The sequence below is a fragment of the Paenibacillus sp. FSL R10-2736 genome (assembly GCF_038000245.1).
In the GTDB taxonomy this organism is placed as follows: Bacteria; Bacillota; Bacilli; order Paenibacillales; family Paenibacillaceae; genus Paenibacillus_AQ; species Paenibacillus_AQ phytohabitans.
Map to the genome: position 1 here is coordinate 5,818,682 of NZ_JBBOBN010000001.1, position 25,114 is coordinate 5,843,795.

Genomic DNA, 25,114 nt, shown 5'->3' on the forward strand with positions numbered 1-25,114 from the left:
TATGAAAAAAATGTCAATCAGTAAGACGGTCATGTACACGCTGACTGCGGTGTATTCGGCGCTTTGCCTGCTTCCGATGCTGCTCGTGCTGATGATCTCCATCACGGATGAGGATGCTATTCTTAAGAACGGCTACAGCCTCTTTCCGGAGAAATTCTCTCTATATGCCTATAAGCTGATCTTCACGGGCGGCTCTCAAGTCATTCAGAGCTATGGAATTTCTATCTTTGTCACGATCGTCGGTACCACGCTGGCTATTCTAATTACTTCTATGGCAGGCTATACACTAGCGAACAAAAATGTGAAAAACCGCAATCTGCTGGCTCTTTACTTCTTTATCACCATGATTTTCACAGCCGGGATTGTGCCCTGGTATCTGATGAACCGGTCGCTCGGATTAACCAATAATATCTTGGCTCTGATTATTCCTTCGCTCCTGTTCAGCCCGTTCAACCTCTTCCTTGTACGCAATTTCATGAACGGAATTCCCGACTCGCTGCGGGAATCAGCTACCATAGACGGAGCGAGTGATATTGTCATTGCTTTTAAGATTTACCTTCCTTTATGTAAGCCGGTACTCGCGACCATTGCTCTCTTCTATGGACTGGATTATTGGAATAACTGGTGGAATGCGATCATGCTGATTGACACCAAAGATTTGTATCCGCTGCAATTTATGCTGCTGCAGATGCAATCGGAGATCAGTATGCTGAACGAGATGGCCATGCTGGCCGGAACAAGCGACGTTACGCTTCCTTCGGAGTCGGTCAAGATGGCAACAGCCATCGTGACGATCGGACCGATCATCTTCCTCTACCCGTATCTGCAAAAGTACTTCGTGAAAGGTCTGGTTATAGGTTCAGTTAAAGGCTGATGTCATCCCTTAGGGGTTAACATAAATAAGGCATAAACAGAGGAGGTCTATATTATTCATGAAAAAACATTACGCCATTCTATGTGCTGTGGTGCTTGCCCTTTCTACACTGATCGGGTGCGGCAAGGCGTCCGACAGCCCGGCTGCAAACGGGGAGAATAATGCTTCATCCCCGAAGTCGGACAATAATAATACTTCTGAGGTCGTCCGGATCAAATACGTGGTTCCCGGCACCGAGCCCAAAGATTACCAAAAGGTGTTCGAAAAAGTCAATGAGAAGCTGGCTGCAGATGGTGTCGGCGTTGAAGTGGAGAAAATCTTCATCCCCTGGGATGCGTGGGACCAGAAGCTGAACCTGATGCTGTCCACCGGTGAAGAGTTCGATTTGTTCCATGTCATGCAGGACCGCACTCCGTTCTCCAACTACTACACCCGGGGGGCGCTGGCAGATATCTCAGAGGAAATTGAAAAATATGGAGCAAACCTCAAAAAGCATATTCCGGAGGATATCTTCAACGGAGCAACCATCGGCGGGAAATATTATATCGTTCCCTCCTACTGGGTTGAAATGGCGAGCGAGGGGCAATTCAATATCCGCCGCGACATTCTCCGCGAGAACAATCTGAAGGAGCCGACAACTCCGGCTGAATTGATTAGCACCTGGGAGATTGTGATGAAGAACTGGAAGGGGAAAAACAAACCCTATCTGGGCACCCGGGCCGATTTTGACCCGATATCCCTGCATACCTCCATCTTACACCGGAGTTATGACAGCTTCCCGTTCACCGTTAAAGATAAGTTCTTTTATGTCAATCAGAACGGAGAGGTCAAATCCTGGATTGAGACGGAAGAATTCAAGAAGGATGCTGCTTTCATGCGCGAGCTGTACACCAAGGGAATTACGAATCCTGATATCTTAGTTATGAAGCAGGAGCAGGTAGATGCTCAGCTCGACAGCGGGGAGTGGTTCGTTCGTCTGGGAACCGGCGGAAGCTTGAACGGGCTCCAGAAATACAATCCGGAAGCTACAGTAGACGATATCGGAGTGGCATGGTTTAACCCGGAGAAAGAATATCTGCGGCCCCTCTCCTTCAAGAACGGAAATGCCGTACCGGTGAACAGCAAACATCCGGAGGCAGCCGTTAAATTCATGGATTGGATGCTGGCCAGTCAGGACAATTATGATCTGGTTCAATATGGCATAGAGGGTGAGCACTACACCAAAGATGGCGAAAAGGGCCTAAAGCCGATCAAAGATCCGAATAACAATAACAATCCGAGGTACAGGGGCTCCGACTCGCAGAACGGGAATGTGAACTTTATGCGCTTTGACCTGGAGAACAGTATTCCTGACAATAACAAAGTCTTATTTGAGCCAAATCCCAAAGCGGTCAATAGTATTGCGGCCAACTTTATTTTTGATCCAACGAATGTGAGAACTGAATATACTAATATTCTCTCGGAAGCTTCAGCCAGCATTACTCCGATCTATATGGGGGTTCTGGACTACGACACAGCCTTCACCGAAGCACTGGACAAAATGAAGAAAGCGGGTCTGGACAAGGTAGTTGCGGAATACCAAAAACAGTTTCAGGAGTATCAATCTTCTCTTCAATAAAAAGAGCTGATACAATAAAGGAGTGGGGAAATGTTGAGCCTGCATCAGCAAAAAAAAGAATTTGAAGCGTCAAAAACCATTTATGAAAGCGCAACCTTATCATTTAAAAACGTGGAAGGGTTTGATGTCTATAATATTTCGATTCCTTTTGAACGGGATGGCAAACGTTACTTGTTCGGCCGGGTAGAACGCCGCGAAGAATGGGCACGCTCCTGGGTCCGCCTCTTCGAGGAGACCGGTCACGATGAGTGGACCGTGGTAGATAATAGCATGATTTATACGCTGGAGGACCCGTTTATCAGTGAAATCGGTGATGAGCTTGTCCTGGGCGGAACGCATGTGCAATATCAAAGCGGCAAATACAGCACGTTTTTCGGGTATTTTTACCGGGGGACTGACCTCCACGATTTGTACTACTTCACTACCGGTCCTAACAAAATGAAAGATATTCGCCTTGTTGCTCTGGCGGACGGCAGGATTGGCGTCTTCTCGCGCCCGCGGGGCAGCGAGATGAGAGGCCAATACGGCAGCGAATCCATGATCGGCTTCACCGTTATTGACAAGCTGGAAGAGTTGACTGCAGACATCATTGAGAATGCACCTTACATTCATGGTATTTTTGGTGCAGGCGAATGGGGAGGCGTCAATCAGGCTTATCTGCTGGACAGCGGCAAGATCGGAATTATCGGCCATATTTGTTATCAGGATAAGGATGTGGATGGCAAGCTTCTAAAGGTATATTTGAATATGGCCTTTATCTTCGATCCCATCACCAGGGAATCCCATGACCTGCATCTGATTGGAAGCCGTTCCTGCTACCCGCCGGGACCCGCCAAGTTCCCATATTTGACGGACTGCGTCTTTTCTTCGGGGATCGTGATGCGGGGGGACGGCAAGGCTGATCTGTACAGCGGCGTTGGTGATTGCCAGGCCGGACGTATTACGATCGACTATCCGTTCGCACCCTATGGAAGCATTGTCTAGCACGCAGTTCATAATCCAAGGAGGATATTCTACGATGACTAATACAAATACACCCATCATAGGAGCTTTGGCATCCAGTCCGCTCATTCACCGTCATCCGGTCAACCCTGTGCTGGATGCGGCCCGGGTCCCTTATCCCACCGCACTTGTGTTCAATGCAGGAGTGGTTAAGTTCGGCGGCCGGTATGTGATGGTATTCCGCAATGACTATGGCTCACTCGACAAGCAGACCCTTGAACCGACTAATACAACGGATCTGGGTATCGCCTTCAGTGAAGACGGAATTCACTGGACGGCAGGGCCCAAGCCGGTATTCAAGCTGCATGACGAAGAGGTCGTGCGCGCTTACGATCCGCGTCTGACGGTGATTGACGGCCGCTGCTACATGTGCTTCGCTGTAGATACACGGCATGGTATCCGGGGAGGGGTCGCAGTCACGGATGACTTCGAATCCTTTGAAATATTGAGCTTGTCTACGCCGGACCTGCGGAATATGGTACTGTTCCCGGAGAAGATCAACGGCAACTATGTGCGGTTGGAACGGCCGTTCACCGTATACAGCCGCGGAGGCAAGGACCGGTTCGACACCTGGATCTCGGAGTCGCCGGATCTGATCTATTGGGGACGTTCGGATCTGCTGCTGGCGGTGGAGCAGGTACCGTTCGCCAATGACAAGATCGGTCCGGCAGCGCCGCCAGTGAAGACGGATCGAGGCTGGCTCACCACCTTCCATGCGGTGGATATCGATCCCGCCAGAGGGAAGCACGGCTGGGAGCCGTCCTGGAAGAAGCGGTATACCGCAGGTATTATGCTGCTTGACCTGGACAATCCGAAGAAGATTCTCGGGATGAGTGCCTCGCCGCTGCTTGCACCTGAAGCCCCCTACGAAATAGACGGAGGCTTCCGCAATAATGTCATCTTCCCCGGCGGCATGATCCTGGAGGACGATGGCGAAGTGAAAATTTATTACGGAGCCGCCGATACCGTGGAATGTCTGGCTACCGCCCATGTAGATGATTTGATTAGGCTTTGTTTGGGACAGTGAGACTGGCATCCTAACTAACAGAAGCGGGTATCATCCTTGAATGAGGATGATACCCGTTTTTTCAAACTATGCTTCAACAGCTTGCGGTAACGTTCTTTCGTATTCCTTATGTAACACATAACGCTGGACGCCTCTCGAAGCGCTTACTGCTTCCCTGGCATGAGTGATAGCAGTTTCGCTATTACCTGCTTGGAGTTCAATTTCTGTGAGCAGCGCTGATCTCATCCATTGCTTCCTGATTGACTCAAGATGTTCCCGCGCTTGTGCACCTTTCCCTTCCTCCAACAGCAGAACCGCTTCATAGTACGCCCGGTAATCAGCATAGCGGATATGCGGAACGGCTTCCTGAAAACACGAACAGCACGAAATAAACTGCAATGCTCCAGCGAAAGCGTTTCATTCTAAATCTCCTTTGAATATCATCATTAACAAGCAATACTTCAATTTAAAATATTGTATCACAAGTGGAAAGACATGATATTTAACATAGTTTGAGCATGTTTACAGTCACATCCAGGAAAGACTTAACTGTGTTACGATATATCGTATTCCTTCAACTTGCGAAAGAGGTGTGTAATTGAAACTTCCAACAATCCAATTCGGACATATTAAATCGAGAGTTCCTGTTATTCAAGGTGGAATGGGTGTAGGCATATCCTTAAGTGGACTAGCCGCTGCTGTAGCCAATGCGGGTGGGATCGGCACCATCTCTGGTACAGGGATCACTGCTGAAGAGCTGAGAATGCATATTCGCCAAACAAGAGAACTCTCTAAAGGAATTGGCTATATCGGTGTGAATGTACTATTCGCAGTGAAGGACTTTGCCGAGAAAATGAAGGTTGCTTTGGAGGAAAAGGTTGACTTTATTATTTCCGGAGCCGGAATTTCTAGAGATATTTATGCTTGGGGTAGAGAATATGGTACTCCTGTCGTAACTATTGTTTCATCCGCCAAATTAGCCCGAATTTCCGAAAGACTTGGTGCCTCCGCAGTCGTTGTGGAAGGGTTCGAAGCCGGGGGACATTTAGGTACAGACAGACCCATGTTTGATATCCTTCCTGAAGTCTTAGAGGCCGTTTCGATTCCGGTTATTGCTGCGGGTGGAATTCTGACAGGGGATGATATCGCAAAAGCCCTTCGGATTGGCGCATCTGGTGTTCAAATGGGTACCCGTTTTGTGGCAAGCCATGAGTGTGATGCTCCCTTAGCCTTCAAGCAAAGGTATGTAGATGCTCAGCAAGGAGATACTGTCCTAATCAAGTCTACTGTGGGTCTGGAAGGAAGAGCGATTCGAAATGAATTTACGGACCGGATCAGTAATGATGCCAAATTAAAGATAGTCAAATGCTATGATTGTCTAAAGGTTTGTTCACATCGCTTCTGTACAATGGAATCCCTGCTTACTTCCCTTAGAGGAGATGTTAAGAACGGATTGGTTTTTGCCGGGTCCAGAGTTCATGAGATTAAAGAGATTTTGTCCGTACAGCAGATTATCGACAATTTAATGAATGAGTATCAAGGGGCATTGAACCCGACAATTTAAGGTTGTTCTAAGATTCAAAAGCACGATTAACCACTTAAGCAAGCTTGGGATTTCCGAGCATAAGTGGTTTTTTTGCTTGATACTCAAATTTAGTTATATTTAATTAGCTTTTGTTTTGAATTTAACTAAAGATTACCACGATCGTTTCCGATTCGAATTGGTTATTTTAACGTACATTAATTCGCTACCTTAACCTCCAAACCGTGACATTTAAAAATATGATTGGGATTTTTTATGACTTCTTCTTTCTGAAGGTTGTACATAGCTATTTTATAATTTATTTCCTCTAAGTGTCTGAAGCTTTCATCAATCTTCTTCTGCACATCCAATTTATGCTGAATTAACATTTCTTCTCTTTGTAAAAAGGTAGAATTGCCTAATTCATAGAGTTCCTTGTATTCTTTTATTTTCATAAGAGGCATTCCTGTCTCTTTGAGGCAACGAATAAAAGAAATCCAATCTATTTGTTGTTCGCTATACACTCTACGTCCTTTTTCGTCACGAGAAATATCTGGTAATATCCCTTGCTCTTCATAAAATCGAAGTGTCTTTGCAGATACATTATAATTCTCCACCACATATGTCATTGAATACGTCATCTACTTATCCACCTTTAGTTATAGTTACTGTAACTAAAGATATACCATAAAAGAGAATAAGAACACAACATTCATATATAATCACACAAATATGCAATCAAATAAAAAAACCTTTACTTACCGTAACGGGAATCAAATATACTGAAGCAGAAAATAAACTATGATAGCGAGGTTAATGAAATGAATCAGAAATATAGCCGGTTATTTGAATCCTTTACCTTCAGAAGCGGAATAACAATGAAGAATAGAGTTGTTATGGCACCCATGACAACATGGTCAAGTAATGACGACCTTACCATTTCGGATGACGAAGTAAAGTATTACAAACAAAGAGTGAATGGAGTAGGACTCGTCATTACAGGGTGTACTCATGTTACACCTAATGGGCAGGGCTTTACGAATGAATTCGCTGGGTACAATGATGAATTCACTCCAAGTTTACGAAGATTAGCTGAGGCAGCAAAAAGTGGAGGCTCTCCTGCGATACTACAGATTTTCCATGCTGGAAATAAAGTCCTGCCTGGATTGGATGCAGTTAGTGCGAGTGCATTGCAACCCGAAGTTACTAATTTAGGTTCAACTCCAGAAACAAGAGAACTATCTCATGAGGAGATCTTGTCGATTGTACGTGCTTTTGGAGACACAACAAGACGAGCGATTGAAGCCGGATTTGATGGCGTCGAAATTCATGGGGCTCATGGATTTTTAATACAGAATTTTTGGTCGCCAGCAACAAATCAACGAATGGACCAATGGGGAGGATCACTTGAAAATCGCTTACGTTTTCCGTTGGCGATTATTAAAGAAGTCAAAAGCGTCATTGAAAAGCAAGCTACAAAACCATTCATTATTGGATACCGACTTTCCCCTGAAGAATCTCACAAAATGGACGGATTACGTATGAAAGATACGTATGAATTAATTGATTTCCTAGTTGAACAGGATTTAGATTATATTCATGCTTCACTAGATAATGTGTCTTCAAAGCCTGTAGATAGTCAAGATGAGAAAACACGGCTTGAATTAATTCTTGAGAGAGCAAACGGTAAGGTACCTGTGTTGGCTGCTGGTTCCATAGTAACACCGGATAATGCTCTTAAAGCTGTAGAATTAGGATTGCCGCTAGTCGCCATTGGGCATGCGTTAATTATAGATCCTAATTGGGTTGAGAAGGTCGCAAATGGACGTGAAGCCGAGGTGGATTCTGAGTTGAACGTTTCGAAACTCGACCAGCTTAATATTCCGGAAAAACTTTCAAATGTAATTCAAGCCATGCCAGGTTGGTTTAATATTAGTAAATAAAAAGTAGCCTAAAGGCTAGTCAGGCTGACGAGAAACCCAAGTCTTTTATGAGACTTCGGGTTTCTTTACTAATCATTTGGACCTCCGTCAAGAAAAACTGTCTTTAAAAATGATTTATTTGTATCTGATATAGCCCTTGTTACTTCTCATGTCTTTCCAACTCCTGAGATGCACAAGAAAAATAAAAAGCAACTCATCCACAGACAAGTCGCTTTACCGCTGTATTGTTAACGGATACTGTTTTATACTTATCTTTTTTTACCGCTTCGCCTTATAAAACTCATGATACAGCTTCATCAGCGCCCTCTTCTCAATCCGCGACACATAACTCCGCGAGATCCCTAGGTCCTTCGCAATCTCCCGCTGCGTCCGCTCTTCTCCACCAGTATCCAGCCCGAAGCGGCCAACTACGACTTCCTTCTCGCGTTCATCGAGAATATCGAGGTTGCGGTAGATCTTGCTTTTCTCGATTTTAAGGTCAACTTCCTTGATCACATCGTCAGCCTCGGAACCGAGGATGTCGATCAGCGTGATCTCGTTCCCTTCCTTGTCTGTCCCAATCGGGTCGTGCAGGGACACGTCCTTGCGGGTTTTTTTCAGCGAACGAAGGTGCATCAGGATTTCGTTTTCAATACAGCGGGCAGCAAAGGTAGCCAGCTTTGTCACCTTATTAGGGCGGTAGCTTTCAATTGCTTTAATCAATCCAATCGTACCGATGGAGATAAGATCCTCCATGTCTTCGCCGGTGTTATCGAATTTTTTGAGGTTGTGGACACGATGCGATGTAAAAAAACAAACCAATATCGATCGATTTCGATTCTAATTGATTTACTTAAGTTCCTGTTTGTTCACTTTCTTGACGCAGCAGGAGTGGTGAAAGAAATTGGCGAAAGCGTTACACAGTCAATTTTCATCCACGGTGACGCTGGCGGTGTAGGCGGCTTTGCCGTCAATTGGCAAAACAAGCAGGCAAAACAACTTTATCCCATCACACCTTTTAATTCTGGATCAAAATAGTCTACTAACGGGCATACGAATTAATAACCCGCCGTCCTGGATTATCGATCGTGTGTTATTCCCCTTATAACGGCCAGTTGGATTGACATTTTCAAGCTAAATTCACATTACTCTATTCCTACTCCTTCTTCTCTTTACACAACAATAACATGCGGTTTGACATTCTGGTCATGATTAGCAAGGACTTCGATACAACCTGATTGTTCGGACATCTTCTTAACCCATTGAAGTGAATCAACCGCCTGTTTTTTATTGACTAATACCCCTTGTAGGATCATCTCTTCCCAAGACTTTGCGGCATATCCGCAATCATTGGCTAACAAAACATATTTCCCTTCACGTTGCACCAGAACTGCTGTCATACCTTTACTGTGGCCTGGAGTATAAACAAGAACTACTGATTCATCACCAAACAAATCAAACGATTGATGAAAAGGACCGTATTGGGATTGTTTCATGTGAAAAGTTTCGATATTGACTCCTTTCCACATATGACTAAGGTAACGTACTGGGCTTTTAGAGGCTGCCGCCCATTCAATATCACTAGTTAAAATGTGTTTAGCATCACCTACAAGCTTAACTCCGCTCGCATGGTCAATATCCAAGTGACTTAATAGAACATAATCTAAATCACTTGTCTTGAAGCCCTTTTTTATTAATTGTTCATTTACAGCTGTTCCTTCTGGTAGAATCGCCTTGTTGATTTGATAATGTATTCTGCCCATATACTTTTCTTGATCTTTACGAACATCAGTATGCCATCCTGTATCAACTAAAATTAGTCCCTTAGGATGTTCAATTAAATATACAGAAACCGGAAGTTTGTTTTGATGTTTTTTTGAGCGAAGAATTCCCGTAAAAGCAAAGGGATTCAACGTTTTTTGATTGTTAAATGGCAAAGCAATATCTGTTTGAACTTGACCTGTATGCATAACATGAATTTTAATTTCTTTACTCATTTGAAATCTCTCCTATATTGATTATCTTTGATTAACGAATAGGCGCTTGCTTTTTATACATTATTTTTCTTACTAATGAACGCGGGACAAAGCGCTGTCCCCAAGCGGTTATTTTATTTCCCAAACCAGGAATAGCAATAATAACTTTTTTATTTAACTTCTTATAGCCATATACGGCTACACTCTTTGCATCTGCAATATTATTACTTTTGAATAACTTAGAATCATTAAGATCCGCCTTTTCTACAAATCCAGTTTCTGTTGGTCCTGGGCATAGAACTGTAACTGCCACTTCAGTGTGCTTTAGTTCTTGAGCTATACTTTCTGAAAATGAGAGAACAAAAGCTTTAGATGCATAATACACAGACATCCAGGGACCCGGGGGAAAAGCAGCTGTCGAAGCGACATTCATAATTTTCCCATGATTTAATGAGATCATTTCGGGAACAAATAATCTGGTTAGCTGCATCAAGGCAATAATATTCACCTGAACCATTTCATATTGTTTTTGCCAATCTGTCTTATGAAATTCTCCAAAGTCACCAAATCCGGCATTATTCACTAACACATTAACTGTAATTTTTTGCTGCTTAATTGTTTGGTAAATCTCTACAGCAGCATCCTTTTCAGAAAGATCTTTGCCTAGGATAAACACTTTGATTTTGTACTTTTTTTCGAATAACTGCTTTATCTCCAGCAGACGGGTTTGGTTTCTTGCAATGAGTACTAAATTATTGTTATTTTCCGCAAAAACTTCAGCAAGTTCATATCCAATGCCACCTGTAGCGCCTGTTATCAGTACTGTTTGTTTCATTTCCGGTGTTCCCCCATTTATCAAATATTTATTAAAAATAATTAAAAACATCTCAGTTCTAATATGACACGGAATTATTAATCAGCTGTTTCTTGGTATACCCTTTAGTCAATTGTTTGAAAGATAAAATTAGAAGAATAACGAAAAGTAAAATATATCCTCCAAGGATTCCGGCTTGGGTCCATAGATATCCGTAATCAGTACCAATTGAAATAACTTGTCTGAATCCTCGAATAGCATAAGTCATTGGTAAAAAGCTACTTATGTTTTGAAAGAGCTTTGGAGTCAGAACTAACGGGAAAGTGCCTTCGCTTCCTGACACTTGCATAAGAAGAATAATAAATCCAATAAATTGTCCGGGCTGTCCCAGAGCAACACTAAGCAAGAAGACAAGCGTCATAAATGTGACCGCTACTAATATAGTGAACAGACTAAATCTCCAGACACTCTGAACTTCAAGATGGAAGCCTTCAAGTAGTAGTAGTATAGATAATACTGCACCAAGAATTGAAACAGCTAGAACCACTGTGTACTTGCTAAAAAACCACGCTATAGCAGACTTCGGCTCCATAGAAGCTTCTCTTGATTTGTAAGCTGTCGAGAACATCATCGCACACGCGAATAACCCTATACTGATAACATACGGAGCCATCGACATTCCATATTTCGGAACTTCATGCTCAATATGCGAAACAAGTTCAGTTGGAGAAGCAAACATGTCGTACGTGGATTCAGAAACATTATCTATCCCGCTAGTCTGACTAGCCCCATGTGTAAGTCCATTGCTTAGTTCTTCAACTCCTGATGCCAAACTAATAATGCCTGCTTGTAGCTTATTGGTTCCTTCAGCCAACATCCCCGTTCCGCTTTGGAATTGGAGGCCTGTATCTCTGAGCTTTTCGATCCCGCTTTCCAGCTCATCTCCACCTTGTTTTAATTGAACTAAACCTGAGCTTAGTTTTTTTGTATTTGTAGCCATCTGCTGCATTCCGTTTTGAAGAACTGGGATGGCATCCACCAATTGTTTAGTAGCGATGTGTGACTGCTCCACGTTAGAGTGAAATAGTTTCACTCCATCAATAAATCGTTGGCCATTTGCATTTATAGTTGCTGAACTCTCATGTAGAGTAACCTGAGCTTCTGAGATGTCCCCAATAGATTCTGTAAGTTGGGTCCCCAGTGTAGAAAGTTGCTGCATTTGTTCTGAAAGTAGTTCAATCTGTTTCTGATTTTCAGCATCTTCTACTGAATCACGTTTTAATGAGTTAATTACTTCTTTTACATGGTCAACGCTGGAAATATAAGAGTTCATACTCTCCTGGATTTGTTCTATTCCCTTCGAGGACTGAAGTAAACCGTTCGTTAACTTCGAAGAGCCGGATACTAATTGAACGCCATTTTCGACTAGCTTATTTCCTGTTGAGTCTAGCTTACTAAGCCCCTGTTCAAGTTTTGAGACGCCGTTCGTAAAATCTAAGGTTCCTCCAGTAACTTGCTCGGCCCCATTGCTCAAAAGTAAGGCATTATCACTAACGTTTGTAATCCCATTAACAAGTTTTTCTGTACTATCTTGAGTTAGTCCCAGCCCTTCGTTAAAGGCTTCAGTTCTGTCAGCAAGTTTTTTTGTATTCTCATTCAAGATCTTTGTTCCTTCAACTAGATCTAGTGCTCCTTCACCAAGTTTTTGAGATCCCTCGCTCGCTTGCTGAAAGCCAGTTGCAAGTGATTCCATACTTTCAAAAATCATTTTAGAATACTGTTTTCTTACTTCATCTGCCACTTGAATTTCCATTTTTGATATTGCTGAATTTACCATTTGTGAAGCAGCGTAATTATGACCCGGATTTGTAAAATAGTTTAATTTCATTTTTTCAGGATTCTGATCTAGTAACGTTGCTGCACTTTGCGAAAAATCCTCTGGCACTTCAATAACCATATATATTTTGCCTTTATCTAATTCATTTAATTCCTTTTCGGTATCCTCTGAAAATCTCCATTTGAATACATTACTATTCTTCAGTTCGTTCACGAAAGCGGACCCGATATTTACTTGCTTTCCTCCTACAATTGCACCGGTATCATTATTAATAACAGCTACAGGCAAATCATTTATTTTTCCGTATGGGTCCCAGAATGAGGAAAGAAAGAATGAATTGTAAAGTAGGGGAACAAGACTTATAACGATTAAAGAAATCAAGACTAATTTATTTGAAAATATGTTTCTCCACTCTTTAAATAGCATTTTCATGTTGAACACCTCTATATGTCTTATTACTTAAGTCGTTAAGCCTTCCTAAGCTTGCCTACCAAAAAATAAAATCCGATAAAATCCAATACAATACATTTAAATTGATCGAACGATTGGTGAATGAAAATTAAAAATTTTTCCCTTAATCAAGGATTAAGGGATCCGCCACAAATTTAAAGTGTGTTCAATAATTTTCTCTCGGTCTGTATCTGACTCTAACTTACGCAAAAACTCAATCTTTAGCAATTTACCGATCCAATTAGTTAGACTTGAAGCCCAAAAGTTTTGGGATGCAATGGAGAAATCCATTTCTCTAATTTCTCCGTTCTCATATCTACGGGCTAAAAAGCCAGTAAACCATTTAGTCCTTTCCAATAGCACATCCGATAGCAATTGAGTTTCATTGAGCTCTAAATTATCACTTTCTTTCAAAAGAATCTGAAATAGATCTGGATCGTCCGAAAACAATCGATCACCTTGCCAATAAATTCTATTTAGTGCCTCGCGCAATGGCATATCTTCAAGTTCATCATTTAGTTCACTCATCACTGCAAAACTTCTTTGAAGTCCTTCGCGTAAAATCACAGAGAGAATTTCCTTTTTTCCACCAGGGAAATAATGATATAGTATTCCATCAGACATGCTTAATTCTCTGTTGATACTTCGAACCGACGTTAGAGTATAGCCATTAGTCGCAAATAATTTCTTTGCAGTATCAAGTAAGCACTGCCGCGTCTCAACGGCTTGTTCACTACGCGTTTTACCAGGTTGTCCTTTTTTATTAATCATTCCAGCCTCCTCAACACTTTGGTTCAACGTTCGTTCAGTTAAATATATCACTTATTCTTTTCAAGTCAACTATTTTAATAAACGCGCAGGTAAAATTTCATTTATCTTACCTTGTGAACCACATACTGCTGCCTATATGACCGATACTCAAGGCTCCTTACAGAACATTGATAAAATAACCCTCTACAAAGTGGGGGGGTTATTTCGATGGCGACTTTGGTATTCTGCGGGAGGTTACTTGTCAATTGATCTCGACTAAATCAAAGCAGATACCAGTTCCATTTCTTCCGTTCGGCGATTACTCTGACGTAAAAGTACACCAGAGTTAACAGCAAGAAGCCAATTGCATAGCCAGCTAGAACTTCTATAATGGCAAAATGAGCCGTCCTGAGATTACAGGACGGCTCATTTTTATGTTTATGTTTGTTTGACACTTCTATAACTGCCATTCCTCAAGTCGCTTAAATAAACAGTGTATCTTTAATAACTGGTAATACTTTTGTAGAATCGCTTATTTAAAGTATTCTTCAGAGCACCACTTAACAATTTGCTCTCTCCTCTTCTCCTGTATTTTTATGAGTTGGTTTAATACAAAAATCTTTTGAACTATATCCTCTATCAGGAAAAACTGTCTTTTGAAATAATTTACATCTCACTGATTTTGCCCCTGATACTTTTCATGCTTTTCATAAGTATGTAACAATTGAACACGGAGATCATTTACTTCTTTTCAGCTCATTGTGGACTCTTCTTTTTATTGTGCATCCTGAAGTTGATTTAAACTCACACACTGCGTATTTAAAATAAAAGCAACTCATCCGAGGACAAGTTGCTTTATAAATGCTCTATTGTTAACGGATATTACCTTGTGATTAGAGTTTACCGCTTCGCCTTATAAAACTCATGATACAGCTTCATCAGCGCCCTTTTCTCTATACGCGACACATAACTCCGCGAGATCCCCAGATCCTTCGCAATCTCCCGCTGCGTCCGCTCTTCCCCGCCTGTATCCAGCCCGAAGCGGCCAACTACGACTTCCTTCTCGCGTTCATCGAGAATATCAAGATTGCGGTAAATCTTGCTTTTCTCGATTTTAAGGTCAACTTCCTTGATCACATCGTCGGCCTCAGATCCGAGGATATCAATCAGCGTGATCTCGTTCCCTTCCTTGTCTGTCCCAATCGGATCGTGCAGGGACACATCTTTACGGGTTTTTTTCAGCGAACGAAGGTGCATCAAAATCTCATTCTCTATACAACGAGCTGCAAAAGTCGCAAGCTTCGTGCCCTTGTTCGGGCGGTAACTCTCAATCGCCTTGATCAGCCCGATCGTACCGATGGAGATTAAATCCTCCATATCTTCACCTGTATTGTCGAATTTTTTGACTATATGGGCAACAAGCCGCAGATTATGCTCAATTAGCAAATTTCGTGCTTTAGCGTCCCCCTCGGCCATCATCCCTAAGTATTTGCTCTCATCCTGCTCCGATAGAGGCTGGGGAAAAGCATTGTTCCTTACGTAAGATACCAGCAGCGTCAGTTCTTTGATCAGCAGCGCAATCGTGCTTATGATTCCAGGCAACTTGGCGACACCTCCCGCACATGTACAATGAAACCGATCTGCAAGCGAGAACTACGGGTTCATGGTCCTTTTATTGTATGTGGGTAGATGCCTAGAAGTGCATGTACGCGAGAAATAGGTACGGGCTAAGGAGCGCTTCCCCTTAAAAGCGGGCCTCAGATGCTTCTGGCTGCACGACAGACCAGATGGCATATGCCGGCGGAGGTTGGAGACCCTTACTCATTTCCAAAGGGAACCCGGCCACGAATACAGCAGTCAGCCTGCAGTAAAGCAAAGCCAGCCACGGTCACCGAATAAAGCGGACCGGAGCTGGCTTACGCTCAGTTCATTTAACAGTGATAATCAAGAAATGCCAACAGGGCGTCTACCCGACCGGCCCTTGAGCCGACAAGAGATTCAGGAGCTGCGGTCAGCGGCTGTGCGCCGCCAAGCCAAGACGATACTTCCTCCAGCATGATATCGGGATGGTCAGTGAACCAGCCCGGCGACAGGAAGGGCATCACCAGTTCGGCTTGATGAAGCTCCCCCCAGTACCAGGCATCGGGATCGCTTGTCCGGACCTTCATAATGAGCTCCGGCCAGCGGATGCAGCCGCTTCCTATCGGACACAAGGCCCGGGCCAGCCCGCTTCCCCTCCATTGCAGCCGCGCGTCATCGAGGTGAACCTGGCCTATGCGGCCGGCCAGCCGTTCCGCCGCCGCCAGCGGATTCTCCATCCGCACGATCAGATTCACGGGATCGAATGCGGCTGCGAACAGTTCAGGATCGAGACTGTCCAGCAGCCGGATCACCTCCCATGATGTGATTTCCTGATGGGTTTTGATCAGAATGCGTGAGCCGAGGGAGCGGACATCCGGGGTGATCCGCCGCAGGAAGCCTGCGACCGCCTTGAGCTGCTCCCCCCACTCTACCGAGCGGTTGAAGCGGTCGTATTCCGTGCCGACGACCAGCATCACCTCCCGCTGGCCCAGGCACCGTGCAGCTTCGATCAGCCTGAGCAGCCCCAGGGCCCAATCTCCGCTGCCCGCCGCAAGCGCCTCCTCCGAACGCCCGGGCTGATAAGGATTGAGCATCCCGGCAGAAATGCCCAGGGTCACCCCCCGGCTCCCGGCGAACTGCCCGGCCTCCGCCAGCTCGGCAGGATTCAGCTCCGGGCTGATGCTGCGCGGAGAACCCAGATACAGGCCGCCGATTCCATGGCTTTCCGCTTCCATAACCGCCTCTCTGAACGGAGTGGACGGACCTGGCAACTCTTTGGTGAATATCCCCTTGCGGCCGGAAGGAATCCTAGACATGGGAAGAACCCCCTTCACGCTTGATCCCCAGCTCCCGGCAGAGCCTGTCCATATAAATACGGGAGGAAACCACCGCTTGAACAGCCTCCTCCTCTTCAAATCGTTCCGCATTCAGCGTCTGCCAGCTCTTGAACTCTCCGCTGCGTATCCCCTCCGTATAATTCCTTGCCAGCTCATAATAAGCCGCATAATCCTCCCGCGTCAGATCCGGATGCCCCTGAATCCACTCCGGATCATAGATTTCAATAAGCATCGGTTCTCCGGGTATCCGGCCATTCCGCGAGACCTGGGCCTCGAAGGATAACGTCACATCCGGGTTATAGCGGTTCAGCTCCGTGAGTACTGCGCGGAAATCTACCGCACCGTTCCCTTCGCCCGGCATTGCGCGCTGATACACACCGCCGTCGGTCAATTCAAGGTAAGCATCCTTGATATGCGACTGGCGGACATAGGGAGCGAGGCGTTTAGCCGCGAGTACCGGATGCTCCCCGCGGATCATCACATTGGCTGTGTCAAAAACAACACCCATCACTTCGGACCCGACGGCTTCAATCAGGCGCACAATTTCATAGGAAGTGATTTCTTCATGGGTTTCCATATTCAGATGAAGCCCCAGGTCAAGGGCAATGGGCTTCAGCTTCAGCAGCAGCCGCAGCGTCGCTTCCAATTGCTCCTCCCAGAGCACATCGGTACGGAACCTATCGGTCCCGAATCTCCCCTTATAGGGCTTGGCCCCCCCGGTGGAAATCCACAGCTCCCGGATATCCGCCGCCGCTGCAGCCTCCATCATCCGGCGGAAGCCCAGCAGGACATCCCCGTCGCCGGCCGCCCGCAGCTCCGGCGTTTCAGGATTCGTATAGGGGTTCACCCGGCCAAGCCCAGCCTCCAAATACAGGCCGAGCTCCTGCGCTTTCTGCTGCACGGCCCCGATTTGCAGGCGGTCCAGCTTGGGGCTGATATCAAGAATGGTACGGAAGAATAATCCCTCTAGGCCCAGACTATGGGCATATTCAAGCTTCTCTACCGGATTCAGATTTTGCCCTCCCGGCAGATATTTCCCATCGGCACCAATGCGCATATCTTATGTCCCCCTCGGTTATGATTTTATGACAGGCGATAAATGCCCCGCGGCGTCTTCGACAGCCAGGCTCCCCCGTTCTTCCCCACGACGGCTGTATCCCCGTGACAGACATGACCCAGCTCGGGCATCGTGAAATTGGGATGCACCTCAAAGACCATGTGTTCCCGCACCAGCGGCGAACCGGCATCCAGCGATTTATCCCGGCCCGCATTCAGAAAAGGAGCGACGCCAGGCTCACTGTAGCTGTTGCCCATACCGTGTATCGACTGGAAACGGAAGGGATCGGTTGTCCTTGTATATGGACAATGGGCATCGATCATCTCTTCGAGCACATCGACAAGCTCATGAACGGGTGTCCCCGGCACCATTTTGGCCAGAGCGGCATCCTGCATTTGGATAATCGCGGCAGAAGTGCTCTGCAGCTCGGGCGAAGGCTCACTGAACATTCCCATCCGCAGCACCTGGGAGTAGTATCCGTCCAGGCATACCGTCGTTCCGATCTGCACCCTGGAATGGGGACCGACCGGCTCGACCAGCTCAAACAGCTCAAAATAGGTTTCCGGCGGACGTTCGCCGATGGCCAGCCAGCAGGAGGACGAGTCCGCCCCCAGCCTTCTCCCAAGATATTCGACCTCTGCCATAATCTCCGCCCCGGTGATTCCCTTCACCGAAGCGATGCCCATGGCATGGGCCACCAGCTTATCGGCGATTTCAGTCGCTTTGCGGTGTTTGCCAGCTTCATACGGCGTGCGTTCAAGCCGCTGGACATTCACAATAGCGTTTCCGTCCAGCCTGTCGTATTCACTCAGCAAGGCAAAGAATTCTGCCGATTGCTTAACCGTAAAGTCGGCGTCCCCAGTATAGGCCACCACTGTGCCGGCAGGAACCAGCCGCGAGAGTACCTCTTGCAGAGAACCGTACAAATCCGTTGTTTTCACAACCTCACCCTCTGCGCCGAACCGCATCCGGAACGCCCGTGCCCTGTTCTTGTCGGCGGATACAACAACCGCTCTACCCTTGGCCGGAACCACCAGAAATACCTCAGAATTAAACGGCATCCAACCGGTCAGATACCTCACCGTGCCGGCACCCTCGCGTGTGCCATTGGCAAAAGCAACCAGCGCGCCTATCCCCCGGTTGACCAGTGTTGTCTGGAGAATGGCTATTCTTCGCTCCGTTTCGTTGGCTATCATCATCAGCTCTCCTTTGGGCATTCTTATTCGTGCAGCGAATCGTTGTACATCTTCTTCAGCTTGTCGACTCCCATGGAGTTCATTTCCTTCACATAAGCATTCCAATCACTCTCTATGGATTGGGTGCCATATACGAACTGCTCCGTCATTTTGGCAAAATAGTCATTGACCGAAGCGTAGATCAAATTCTCTTCCTCCCGCTGCGCCGAGGATAGCGAAGGCACTTTGGTCACATCCGCGAACCAGTTCTCGCTGTTGGCGACTTCCGTCATTGTCTCAAAATCCGGATCGCCCAGCACTGCCGCAAACCACTTGTACGGCCAGAGCATCACGTAGGAGCCATTGGCGGCGCCGATTTCCCACAGGGCCCGGTTCAGATTGTCTTTATGCAGCATCTCTTCGGTAAATTGATTCTCCCCATTCACCACCGTATATGTCTCCCCTTCGATTCCCCAGGTCAGCAAATCGATACCTTCGTCAGAGTAGAGATAATCAATGAAATTCAACAGCTCATTGAAATACGGCTTGTCCGCTGCTGAGGCCGGAATCACCATCCCGTTCGAAATACGGTCACCGACCAGCATTTTTTTGCCCGCCGGACCAGCGATAGGCTCAAGCATGGAAATTTCGAATTCCGGTCCGCTGTTTTCCTTGCCCAGCAGATTGATCGCGCTCTTGTGCTCGCCATTCCAGTAGAAATAGACAAAGCTCTTGCCTGTCGATACTTTTTGCATCAGCTGATCACTGGTGGATGTGAACATTTCCGGATCAGCCAGCCCTTCATCGATCAGCCGGTTCAGGTAGGTGAGATAAGCCTTGTACTTGTCGCTGGTAAATAAATACTCATATTGCCCCGCAGCTTCGTCAAAGATAAAGCCCTTGTAGTTCGCATCGACTCCCCAGGCCGTGCCGAACATGGTCCGCAGGTCCTCTGCACTGGTTCCGGTCAGAGGATAGCTGTCCGGATAAAGTTCTTTTAATTTTTTCAAAAGCGTGTACAGCTCATCCGTATTCGCCGGCGCCTGAAGCCCGTTCTGCTCCAATAGATCCGAACGGATCAGCGGCGAACGGTTATAGTTGGCATAATCCTTCATGAACGGAAAGACATACAGCTTGCCGTCTGTGCCTCTCCAGTTGTCCAGCTCCTTATCAATCCGGAACTCTTCAATCCGGCTCTTGAGATGCGGAAGCCTGTCCAGATAATCACTGACCGGGAGCAGCACCCCGGTTTCGCTCATCTCCAGAACCGTAGGCTGCTGCACACTCGTTACCATATCGGGGATTTTGTCCGAGCTTAGCACGATCTTGGCTTTGCTCTGATAATCGGAAGGGACCGCCTGGACATCCAGCTTCACATTCGTTCTATTCTCCAGTTCAACCAAGGTCGGCCAATCCTTGCTGAACGGAACTCCGCCGTCTGCCAGCAGCATGGATAATGTTGCCGGTCCGCCGCCCTCTGCCCCCGCCTTCTGATCCTGTGTGCTTGCGGAGTCCCCTCCGTTCGAGCAGGCCGTCAATGCAGACAGAACAATCAGCAACGCGGTCCCTGTTTTCTTCCATCTTCCGAAGCTCTGCACTCCCATGAGTCGTTTCATATGCTTCTCTCCTTTTCCTATGGGCCTTCTCCTGCCGAACTCAACCCTTAACCGCTCCGATTAAGGCTCCTTTTGTAAAGTATCTTTGGGTAAACGGCAGCAGGCAGAAAATCGGCAGCGATGTCACCATAATGGAGGCTGCCTTCAGCGCTGCGGAAGAGAGATATTTGGTCGCTTCCTTCCCTCCTACCCCGCCATTAATCAGCTGCTGCCCCTCCAGAATATTGCGGACAATCAGCATAATGGGATACATGCTCGTCCGGTTCAAATAAATCAGCGAGCTGAACCAGTTATTCCAGTAGAACACCATCATGAACAGGGCCATCGTCACCAGGATCGGTTTCGACAAGGGCAGCACAATCCGAAACAGAATTTGAATCGGATTCAATCCGTCGATAAGGGCCGCCTCCTCAATAGCTTCAGGAAATTGCCGAAAGAAATTCATCATCAGCATTAAGTAATAGGGGGTAATACAGAAGGGCAGAATGACAGCCCAGATAGTATCCAGCAGCCCCAATCCCTTAATCATCATATACGTAGGGATCATGCCGCCATGGAAAAGCATGGTAAGCATAATCAGCCAGACGAAAAAGGGCTGTCCTTCAATCTTTTTGGATAGCGGATAGGCGCACATTGTCATCAAAAGGAGGCTGATCGCCGTTCCGACCGAGGTCTGCAGGATAGAGTTGCGGAATCCGGTAAGAATATCCCGGTGGGTCAGGATAAATTGATAGGCCACCGTATGAAACCCGATCGGACGGAACATTACCTTCCCGCTGGCATTGGCTGCGGAGCTGCTGAACGAGACTGCCAGCAGATGGACAAACGGCAGCAAGACCATACCTGTTACCGCTATGGCGAACAAAGCGATAAACAGCTTGAATATCCGTTCCTCAAGGGATGCAGCATGACGCATAACAGACTCCTTCCTTCCGGATCAGTATAAAGAATACCGGGTATATTTCTTGGAGAGATAATTGGCCGCAACCACGATCAGAAGTCCCAGGAGACCGCTGAATAAGCTGATGGCCGTAGAGTAGCTGTAATTGGTTCCCTGAATGCCGATGCGGTAGACGAGCGTCTCAATGACATCGCTTCGTTCCGAATTGCTTGGCGTATACATGAGGAGGACCTTCTCAAAGGCAACGCTCATCAAATGCCCCAGGGACATAATATACACGACAACAATGGTCGGCATAATCTGCGGCAGGGTCACATGCCATATTTTCTGCAATCTTCCCGCGCCGTCCATATCCGCCGCCTCATACAGCTGCTTGTCGATCGAGGTGATGGCTGCAAAGAATATGATGGAATTCCAGCCTGTGAACTGCCAGATCTCCGAGGAGATATACAAGGTGCGGAACCAATCTGCGTTGTTCAGAAAGAAAATAGGCGAAATGCCGAGCTGGCCGAGCAGCTCGTTGACCAACCCGTAAGTTGGCGACAGCAGCTCTGTCATTAAGCCTACAACGACGACAATCGAGAAGAAATTCGGCAGATAGGAGATTGTCTGCACTATATTTCTCATCCTGACGGAATGGATCTCATTCATAATCAAGGCGAACAGGATCGATACCGGAACGGTGAATACTAAATGGTAAATATTCAGCAGCCAGGTGTTGTGGAAGGCTCTCCAGAAGCTCGCCTCTCCGAGAAACATTTTGAAATAGCGAAGCCCTACCCATTCCTCCCCGTAGATGGAACCTCCCGGAACATACTTGCGAAAGGCTAGGACATTGCCGATAATCGGCCCGTAGCTGAACACCAGAATATATAGAAGCGGTATAAGCAGCAGGATATAATAGTGGATATTTTTCCTGATGATTCTCCTGACTCTGTTCATCCGTCCCTCCCTTCTTATCGTGGCCGTCCGCACCTTGCCCATTGCGATCACCCGATTCATCAAATCACCTCCCCTTGTGGTTCATATGTCATATTAAAGAACATTCATCCTCATCCCGGAAGAGACAAAAGTGAATATATGTAATACTTAATGACATAATTATATTTTATTCGACATACTTTTTTTATAAATGTCTCAATTTTAGCCTTTTATGTTATTATATCTACCACAGATATAGCCTTTCATTGTTTTTTTCTACTATTATTGATCCAAAGATATCCGGAGTCCTGGAGGGGGGAGACACAAGTGAGAGGGAGAGTAGCTTCATTTATTAAAGGCAGATTCCGCAGCATCCTGTACCGCTTTTTCTTTTTCTTTCTAATTCTTGCATCCATGACCCAAGTGGTTAATCTGATTAACTACCGGATCAATCTATGGTATCTGGAGACACGGATGCAGGAGAATTACAACATGGTTCTGAACAATATTGCCGACAGGCTGGACAAAGTATTCACCGAAATTTACAGCTTTAATTATCTTCTGGCGCTGGACGAGGCCACCATGCAGGTCTTCTCCTCGAATTTCACCGTGGATAATCACGCCAAATACTCATATGTCTCCCACAGCATTCGCTCACTCGGACGGATTCGGCTGATGAACGAATATGTGGACAATGTTTTTATATACAAGAAGCGGGATGCTCTAATCATAAGCGACCAGGGAACCTACTCCGCTGCTGATTTTTTTGGCAGAAGCCACCGGCTGGAGCTGTACAGTGAGGATTTCTGGCAGGCTTACGGCTCCCAGCAGCGGCCGTTCCAGATTCTTCCTCCCTCCAGATCGCCTTCACAGAACGGGGCCTATATTCTCCCTATTGTGCAGACGGCCATCGCCGAATATAAATCCAACGATTTATTTGTCATCAATGTAAAGGTCGATTCCATTGTCCAGTTGCTTCTGGACTTCAAGCTTACCCCCAATAGCAAACTGTTTGTTTTGGACGACAACAGGCAGGTGATTTTTTCCACAGAGATGGACAGCCCGGAAGCGGAGACCCGCCAATTCATTAAGAAATTCCAGACCGGGGAAGAATCTAATCTCAAAACGGTAATTAACGGGGAAGAGGTGCTGGCCATCCAGAAGAATACCCGCTTTGTTTTCAAGAATCTGAATATGATTTCCCTTGTGCCCGTAGCGGATATTCAGGACAGCATGAAGGTGATGAAGTTCTGGGGGAATTTAATAAACATGCTTGCGATGATTCTCTCCATTGTAATATCCTTCCTGCTCAGCAGAAGGCTGTATGCGCCCATTCAGTCTCTGATCGTCAAGCTTCCGCGAACCTCCGGCGGACCTCCCTCCAACGAATACAAGCTGCTGGACAGGGAATTCCACAGGATGCTCGATGATGTCAGCAGTCTGAACGACAAATTGTCGTTCATTTATCCCCTTGCCCTGGAGCGGTGGCTTGTGAACATTCTTCGCTTCAAGCGTCTTCCCGATCAGCAGGAGGTCGAGGATTTTCTGGATAAATGCGGCTTTGCCTTTGAGCATCCTTCCTTTATCGTGGCCTTGATCCGCATCAAGTTCACGGAGTCCTTCCATTCGCAATACAATGCAGCCGAACAAAATGCGGTGCGCAGCCGGATTCTTCAAATGATGAAATCCCATGTGCCGGCGGCAAGACAGTGGATCATCGTAGAAATAGAAACCAATGTACTCGGTTTGTTGGCCAATGCTCCGCAGCTTGCCGAACGCCAGAAGGAATTGGAGCCGTATTTTGCATATCTGGAGGCCGGTGTCCGCAGCATTGAAGAGGTTCGTACCTTATCTGTCGGAGTCGGGCAGATTCATAGAGGATTCGAGGGGCTGCAGCAGTCCTATCTGGATGCGATGAAGGCCATGTGGCGAACCTCCCCATCCCAGAAGGAACGAATTCATTATTCAGGGAGCGGGGCAGCACAGACGGCGGCAACACTGCTCACCCCGGAAGACAGCAGAAAAATATTCAATTTGCTGTGCTCGGCCAAAAAAGAGGAGCTGTTTGTGCTGCTGGGAACGGTCCTTAATGATAAGGCACACGGAGGAATTAGCGATATCGGGCTGAAGGAGCATTTATTACAGCTGTTCGTAATCGGTTCCCAAGTGCTGAAGCATAAGGACGCCGCCTTGTCCGAAGTCGTCTACCGGGATTATATCCGGGTGATCCTGTCGGATGCGGCGCTGTCAATGGATGGAGCAGCGGAGTTCATCGCCCGTTTCTTTACTGCAATCATGGATACCCTGAATCCGGAGGCCGACCGGCAGGAGTACCTCGTCTTCAAGGAATATATCGATACGCATTATCAAGAGGATATTCATCTGGAGCTGCTGGCCGGCAAATTCCATACGACCTCCAATTACATGTCCCGGTTGCTCAAAAAAGAACTGGGGCGTCCGTTTCATCAGTATTTGCAAGAGCTGCGGATTGGAAAGGCGAAGGAGCTGCTGGCCCAATCAAGCATGCCGATCCAGGACATCTGGGCTTCGGTCGGGTTCAACAACCGGAACTCTTTCATCCGTGCGTTCCGCAAGCTGGAAGGGATTTCCCCGACCGATTACCGCAGCCAGTATACGCAAGCGGCGACGCAGGCCAAGCTCCATTAACAGCTCTTTCCAACATTGAACCGTGCGTTTTCTTCTGCGCTGGAGGCAGAGTTGTTGACCGAGTTTTCAACCATTCTACAGGCAAATT

Annotated in this window: 21 protein-coding genes; 8 read left to right on the plus strand and 13 right to left on the minus strand. The window is 46.5% G+C overall.

Translation table 11 applies throughout. The annotated features are described in order from the left end of the window. Position 1: 1 nt before the first annotated feature. The 5 genes from NSQ73_RS24795 to NSQ73_RS24815 all read left to right on the plus strand — a co-directional run bounded on the left by NSQ73_RS24795 (position 2) and on the right by NSQ73_RS24815 (position 6,064). Positions 2-874: a carbohydrate ABC transporter permease gene (locus NSQ73_RS24795; protein ID WP_340988556.1), complete on the plus strand. Its 873-nt coding sequence runs from the start codon at positions 2-4 to the stop codon at positions 872-874. A 58-nt stretch (positions 875-932) separates the two neighbouring features. Next, positions 933-2,492 (plus strand): extracellular solute-binding protein, encoded by a 1,560-nt coding sequence (locus tag NSQ73_RS24800; RefSeq protein ID WP_340988557.1) that lies wholly within the window; start codon positions 933-935, stop codon positions 2,490-2,492. A 30-nt stretch (positions 2,493-2,522) separates the two neighbouring features. Beyond that, positions 2,523-3,476 (plus strand): DUF1861 family protein, encoded by a 954-nt coding sequence (locus NSQ73_RS24805; protein ID WP_340988558.1) that lies wholly within the window; start codon positions 2,523-2,525, stop codon positions 3,474-3,476. A gap of 34 nt (positions 3,477-3,510) precedes the next feature. Continuing rightward, positions 3,511-4,521 (plus strand): glycoside hydrolase family 130 protein, encoded by a 1,011-nt coding sequence (locus tag NSQ73_RS24810; RefSeq protein WP_340988559.1) that lies wholly within the window; start codon positions 3,511-3,513, stop codon positions 4,519-4,521. A 577-nt stretch (positions 4,522-5,098) separates the two neighbouring features. Beyond that, positions 5,099-6,064 carry an NAD(P)H-dependent flavin oxidoreductase gene (locus NSQ73_RS24815; protein ID WP_340988560.1) on the plus strand — a complete coding sequence of 322 codons (966 nt, stop codon included), beginning with the start codon at positions 5,099-5,101 and terminating at the stop codon, positions 6,062-6,064. 176 nt (positions 6,065-6,240) lie between these two features. On the opposite strand, the gene NSQ73_RS24820 is transcribed toward NSQ73_RS24815, so the two are convergent. Further along, the gene (locus NSQ73_RS24820; RefSeq protein ID WP_340988561.1) at positions 6,241-6,663 is read right to left on the minus strand and encodes a MerR family transcriptional regulator; all 423 of its coding nucleotides are present in this window, start codon (positions 6,661-6,663) and stop codon (positions 6,241-6,243) included. A gap of 180 nt (positions 6,664-6,843) precedes the next feature. Between NSQ73_RS24820 and NSQ73_RS24825 the strand changes: the two genes are divergently transcribed. After that, positions 6,844-7,965 carry an NADH-dependent flavin oxidoreductase gene (locus tag NSQ73_RS24825; RefSeq protein WP_340988562.1) on the plus strand — a complete coding sequence of 374 codons (1,122 nt, stop codon included), beginning with the start codon at positions 6,844-6,846 and terminating at the stop codon, positions 7,963-7,965. A gap of 258 nt (positions 7,966-8,223) precedes the next feature. Here NSQ73_RS24825 and sigK (NSQ73_RS24830) read toward each other — a convergent pair whose 3' ends face one another. Continuing rightward, complete coding sequence (sigK, locus tag NSQ73_RS24830) at positions 8,224-8,769, minus strand: RNA polymerase sporulation sigma factor SigK (RefSeq protein WP_340989398.1); 546 nt, start codon at positions 8,767-8,769, stop codon at positions 8,224-8,226. On the opposite strand from sigK (NSQ73_RS24830), the gene NSQ73_RS24835 reads away from it, so the two are divergent. Next, complete coding sequence (locus NSQ73_RS24835; RefSeq protein WP_340988563.1) at positions 8,743-8,982, plus strand: hypothetical protein; 240 nt, start codon at positions 8,743-8,745, stop codon at positions 8,980-8,982. The two genes, sigK (NSQ73_RS24830) and NSQ73_RS24835, sit on opposite strands and share 27 nt — an antisense overlap. Positions 8,983-9,116: 134 nt before the next feature. Here NSQ73_RS24835 and NSQ73_RS24840 read toward each other — a convergent pair whose 3' ends face one another. From NSQ73_RS24840 to NSQ73_RS24890, 11 genes are all read right to left on the minus strand, one after another. Continuing rightward, the gene (locus tag NSQ73_RS24840; RefSeq protein ID WP_340988564.1) at positions 9,117-9,941 is read right to left on the minus strand and encodes an N-acyl homoserine lactonase family protein; all 825 of its coding nucleotides are present in this window, start codon (positions 9,939-9,941) and stop codon (positions 9,117-9,119) included. A gap of 31 nt (positions 9,942-9,972) precedes the next feature. Then, on the minus strand, positions 9,973-10,755 hold the full coding sequence (locus NSQ73_RS24845; RefSeq protein WP_340988565.1) for an SDR family NAD(P)-dependent oxidoreductase: 783 nt from the start codon (positions 10,753-10,755) through the stop codon (positions 9,973-9,975). Between the two features lie 58 nt (positions 10,756-10,813). Further along, entirely contained in the window at positions 10,814-13,003 is a 2,190-nt protein-coding gene (locus NSQ73_RS24850; protein ID WP_340988566.1) for a YhgE/Pip domain-containing protein, read from the minus strand. 153 nt (positions 13,004-13,156) lie between these two features. Then, positions 13,157-13,792 carry a TetR/AcrR family transcriptional regulator gene (locus NSQ73_RS24855; RefSeq protein WP_340988567.1) on the minus strand — a complete coding sequence of 212 codons (636 nt, stop codon included), beginning with the start codon at positions 13,790-13,792 and terminating at the stop codon, positions 13,157-13,159. Positions 13,793-14,671: 879 nt separating this feature from the next. Beyond that, the gene (gene sigK, locus NSQ73_RS24860; protein ID WP_038587424.1) at positions 14,672-15,373 is read right to left on the minus strand and encodes an RNA polymerase sporulation sigma factor SigK; all 702 of its coding nucleotides are present in this window, start codon (positions 15,371-15,373) and stop codon (positions 14,672-14,674) included. 329 nt (positions 15,374-15,702) lie between these two features. Then, on the minus strand, positions 15,703-16,668 hold the full coding sequence (locus NSQ73_RS24865) for a sugar phosphate isomerase/epimerase family protein (RefSeq protein ID WP_340988568.1): 966 nt from the start codon (positions 16,666-16,668) through the stop codon (positions 15,703-15,705). Then, positions 16,661-17,746: a sugar phosphate isomerase/epimerase family protein gene (locus tag NSQ73_RS24870; RefSeq protein WP_340988569.1), complete on the minus strand. Its 1,086-nt coding sequence runs from the start codon at positions 17,744-17,746 to the stop codon at positions 16,661-16,663. Before NSQ73_RS24870 ends, NSQ73_RS24865 begins: the two co-directional genes overlap by 8 nt. A gap of 26 nt (positions 17,747-17,772) precedes the next feature. Beyond that, positions 17,773-18,945: a M24 family metallopeptidase gene (locus tag NSQ73_RS24875; protein ID WP_340988570.1), complete on the minus strand. Its 1,173-nt coding sequence runs from the start codon at positions 18,943-18,945 to the stop codon at positions 17,773-17,775. A gap of 20 nt (positions 18,946-18,965) precedes the next feature. Continuing rightward, positions 18,966-20,537, minus strand: coding sequence for an extracellular solute-binding protein (locus tag NSQ73_RS24880; RefSeq protein ID WP_340988571.1), 1,572 nt, complete (start codon positions 20,535-20,537; stop codon positions 18,966-18,968). 40 nt (positions 20,538-20,577) lie between these two features. Further along, entirely contained in the window at positions 20,578-21,453 is an 876-nt protein-coding gene (locus tag NSQ73_RS24885) for a carbohydrate ABC transporter permease (protein WP_340988572.1), read from the minus strand. 21 nt (positions 21,454-21,474) lie between these two features. Next, positions 21,475-22,440: an ABC transporter permease gene (locus NSQ73_RS24890; protein ID WP_200905934.1), complete on the minus strand. Its 966-nt coding sequence runs from the start codon at positions 22,438-22,440 to the stop codon at positions 21,475-21,477. 246 nt (positions 22,441-22,686) lie between these two features. Between NSQ73_RS24890 and NSQ73_RS24895 the strand changes: the two genes are divergently transcribed. Next, on the plus strand, positions 22,687-25,026 hold the full coding sequence (locus NSQ73_RS24895; RefSeq protein ID WP_340988573.1) for a helix-turn-helix domain-containing protein: 2,340 nt from the start codon (positions 22,687-22,689) through the stop codon (positions 25,024-25,026). Positions 25,027-25,114 lie beyond the last annotated feature (88 nt).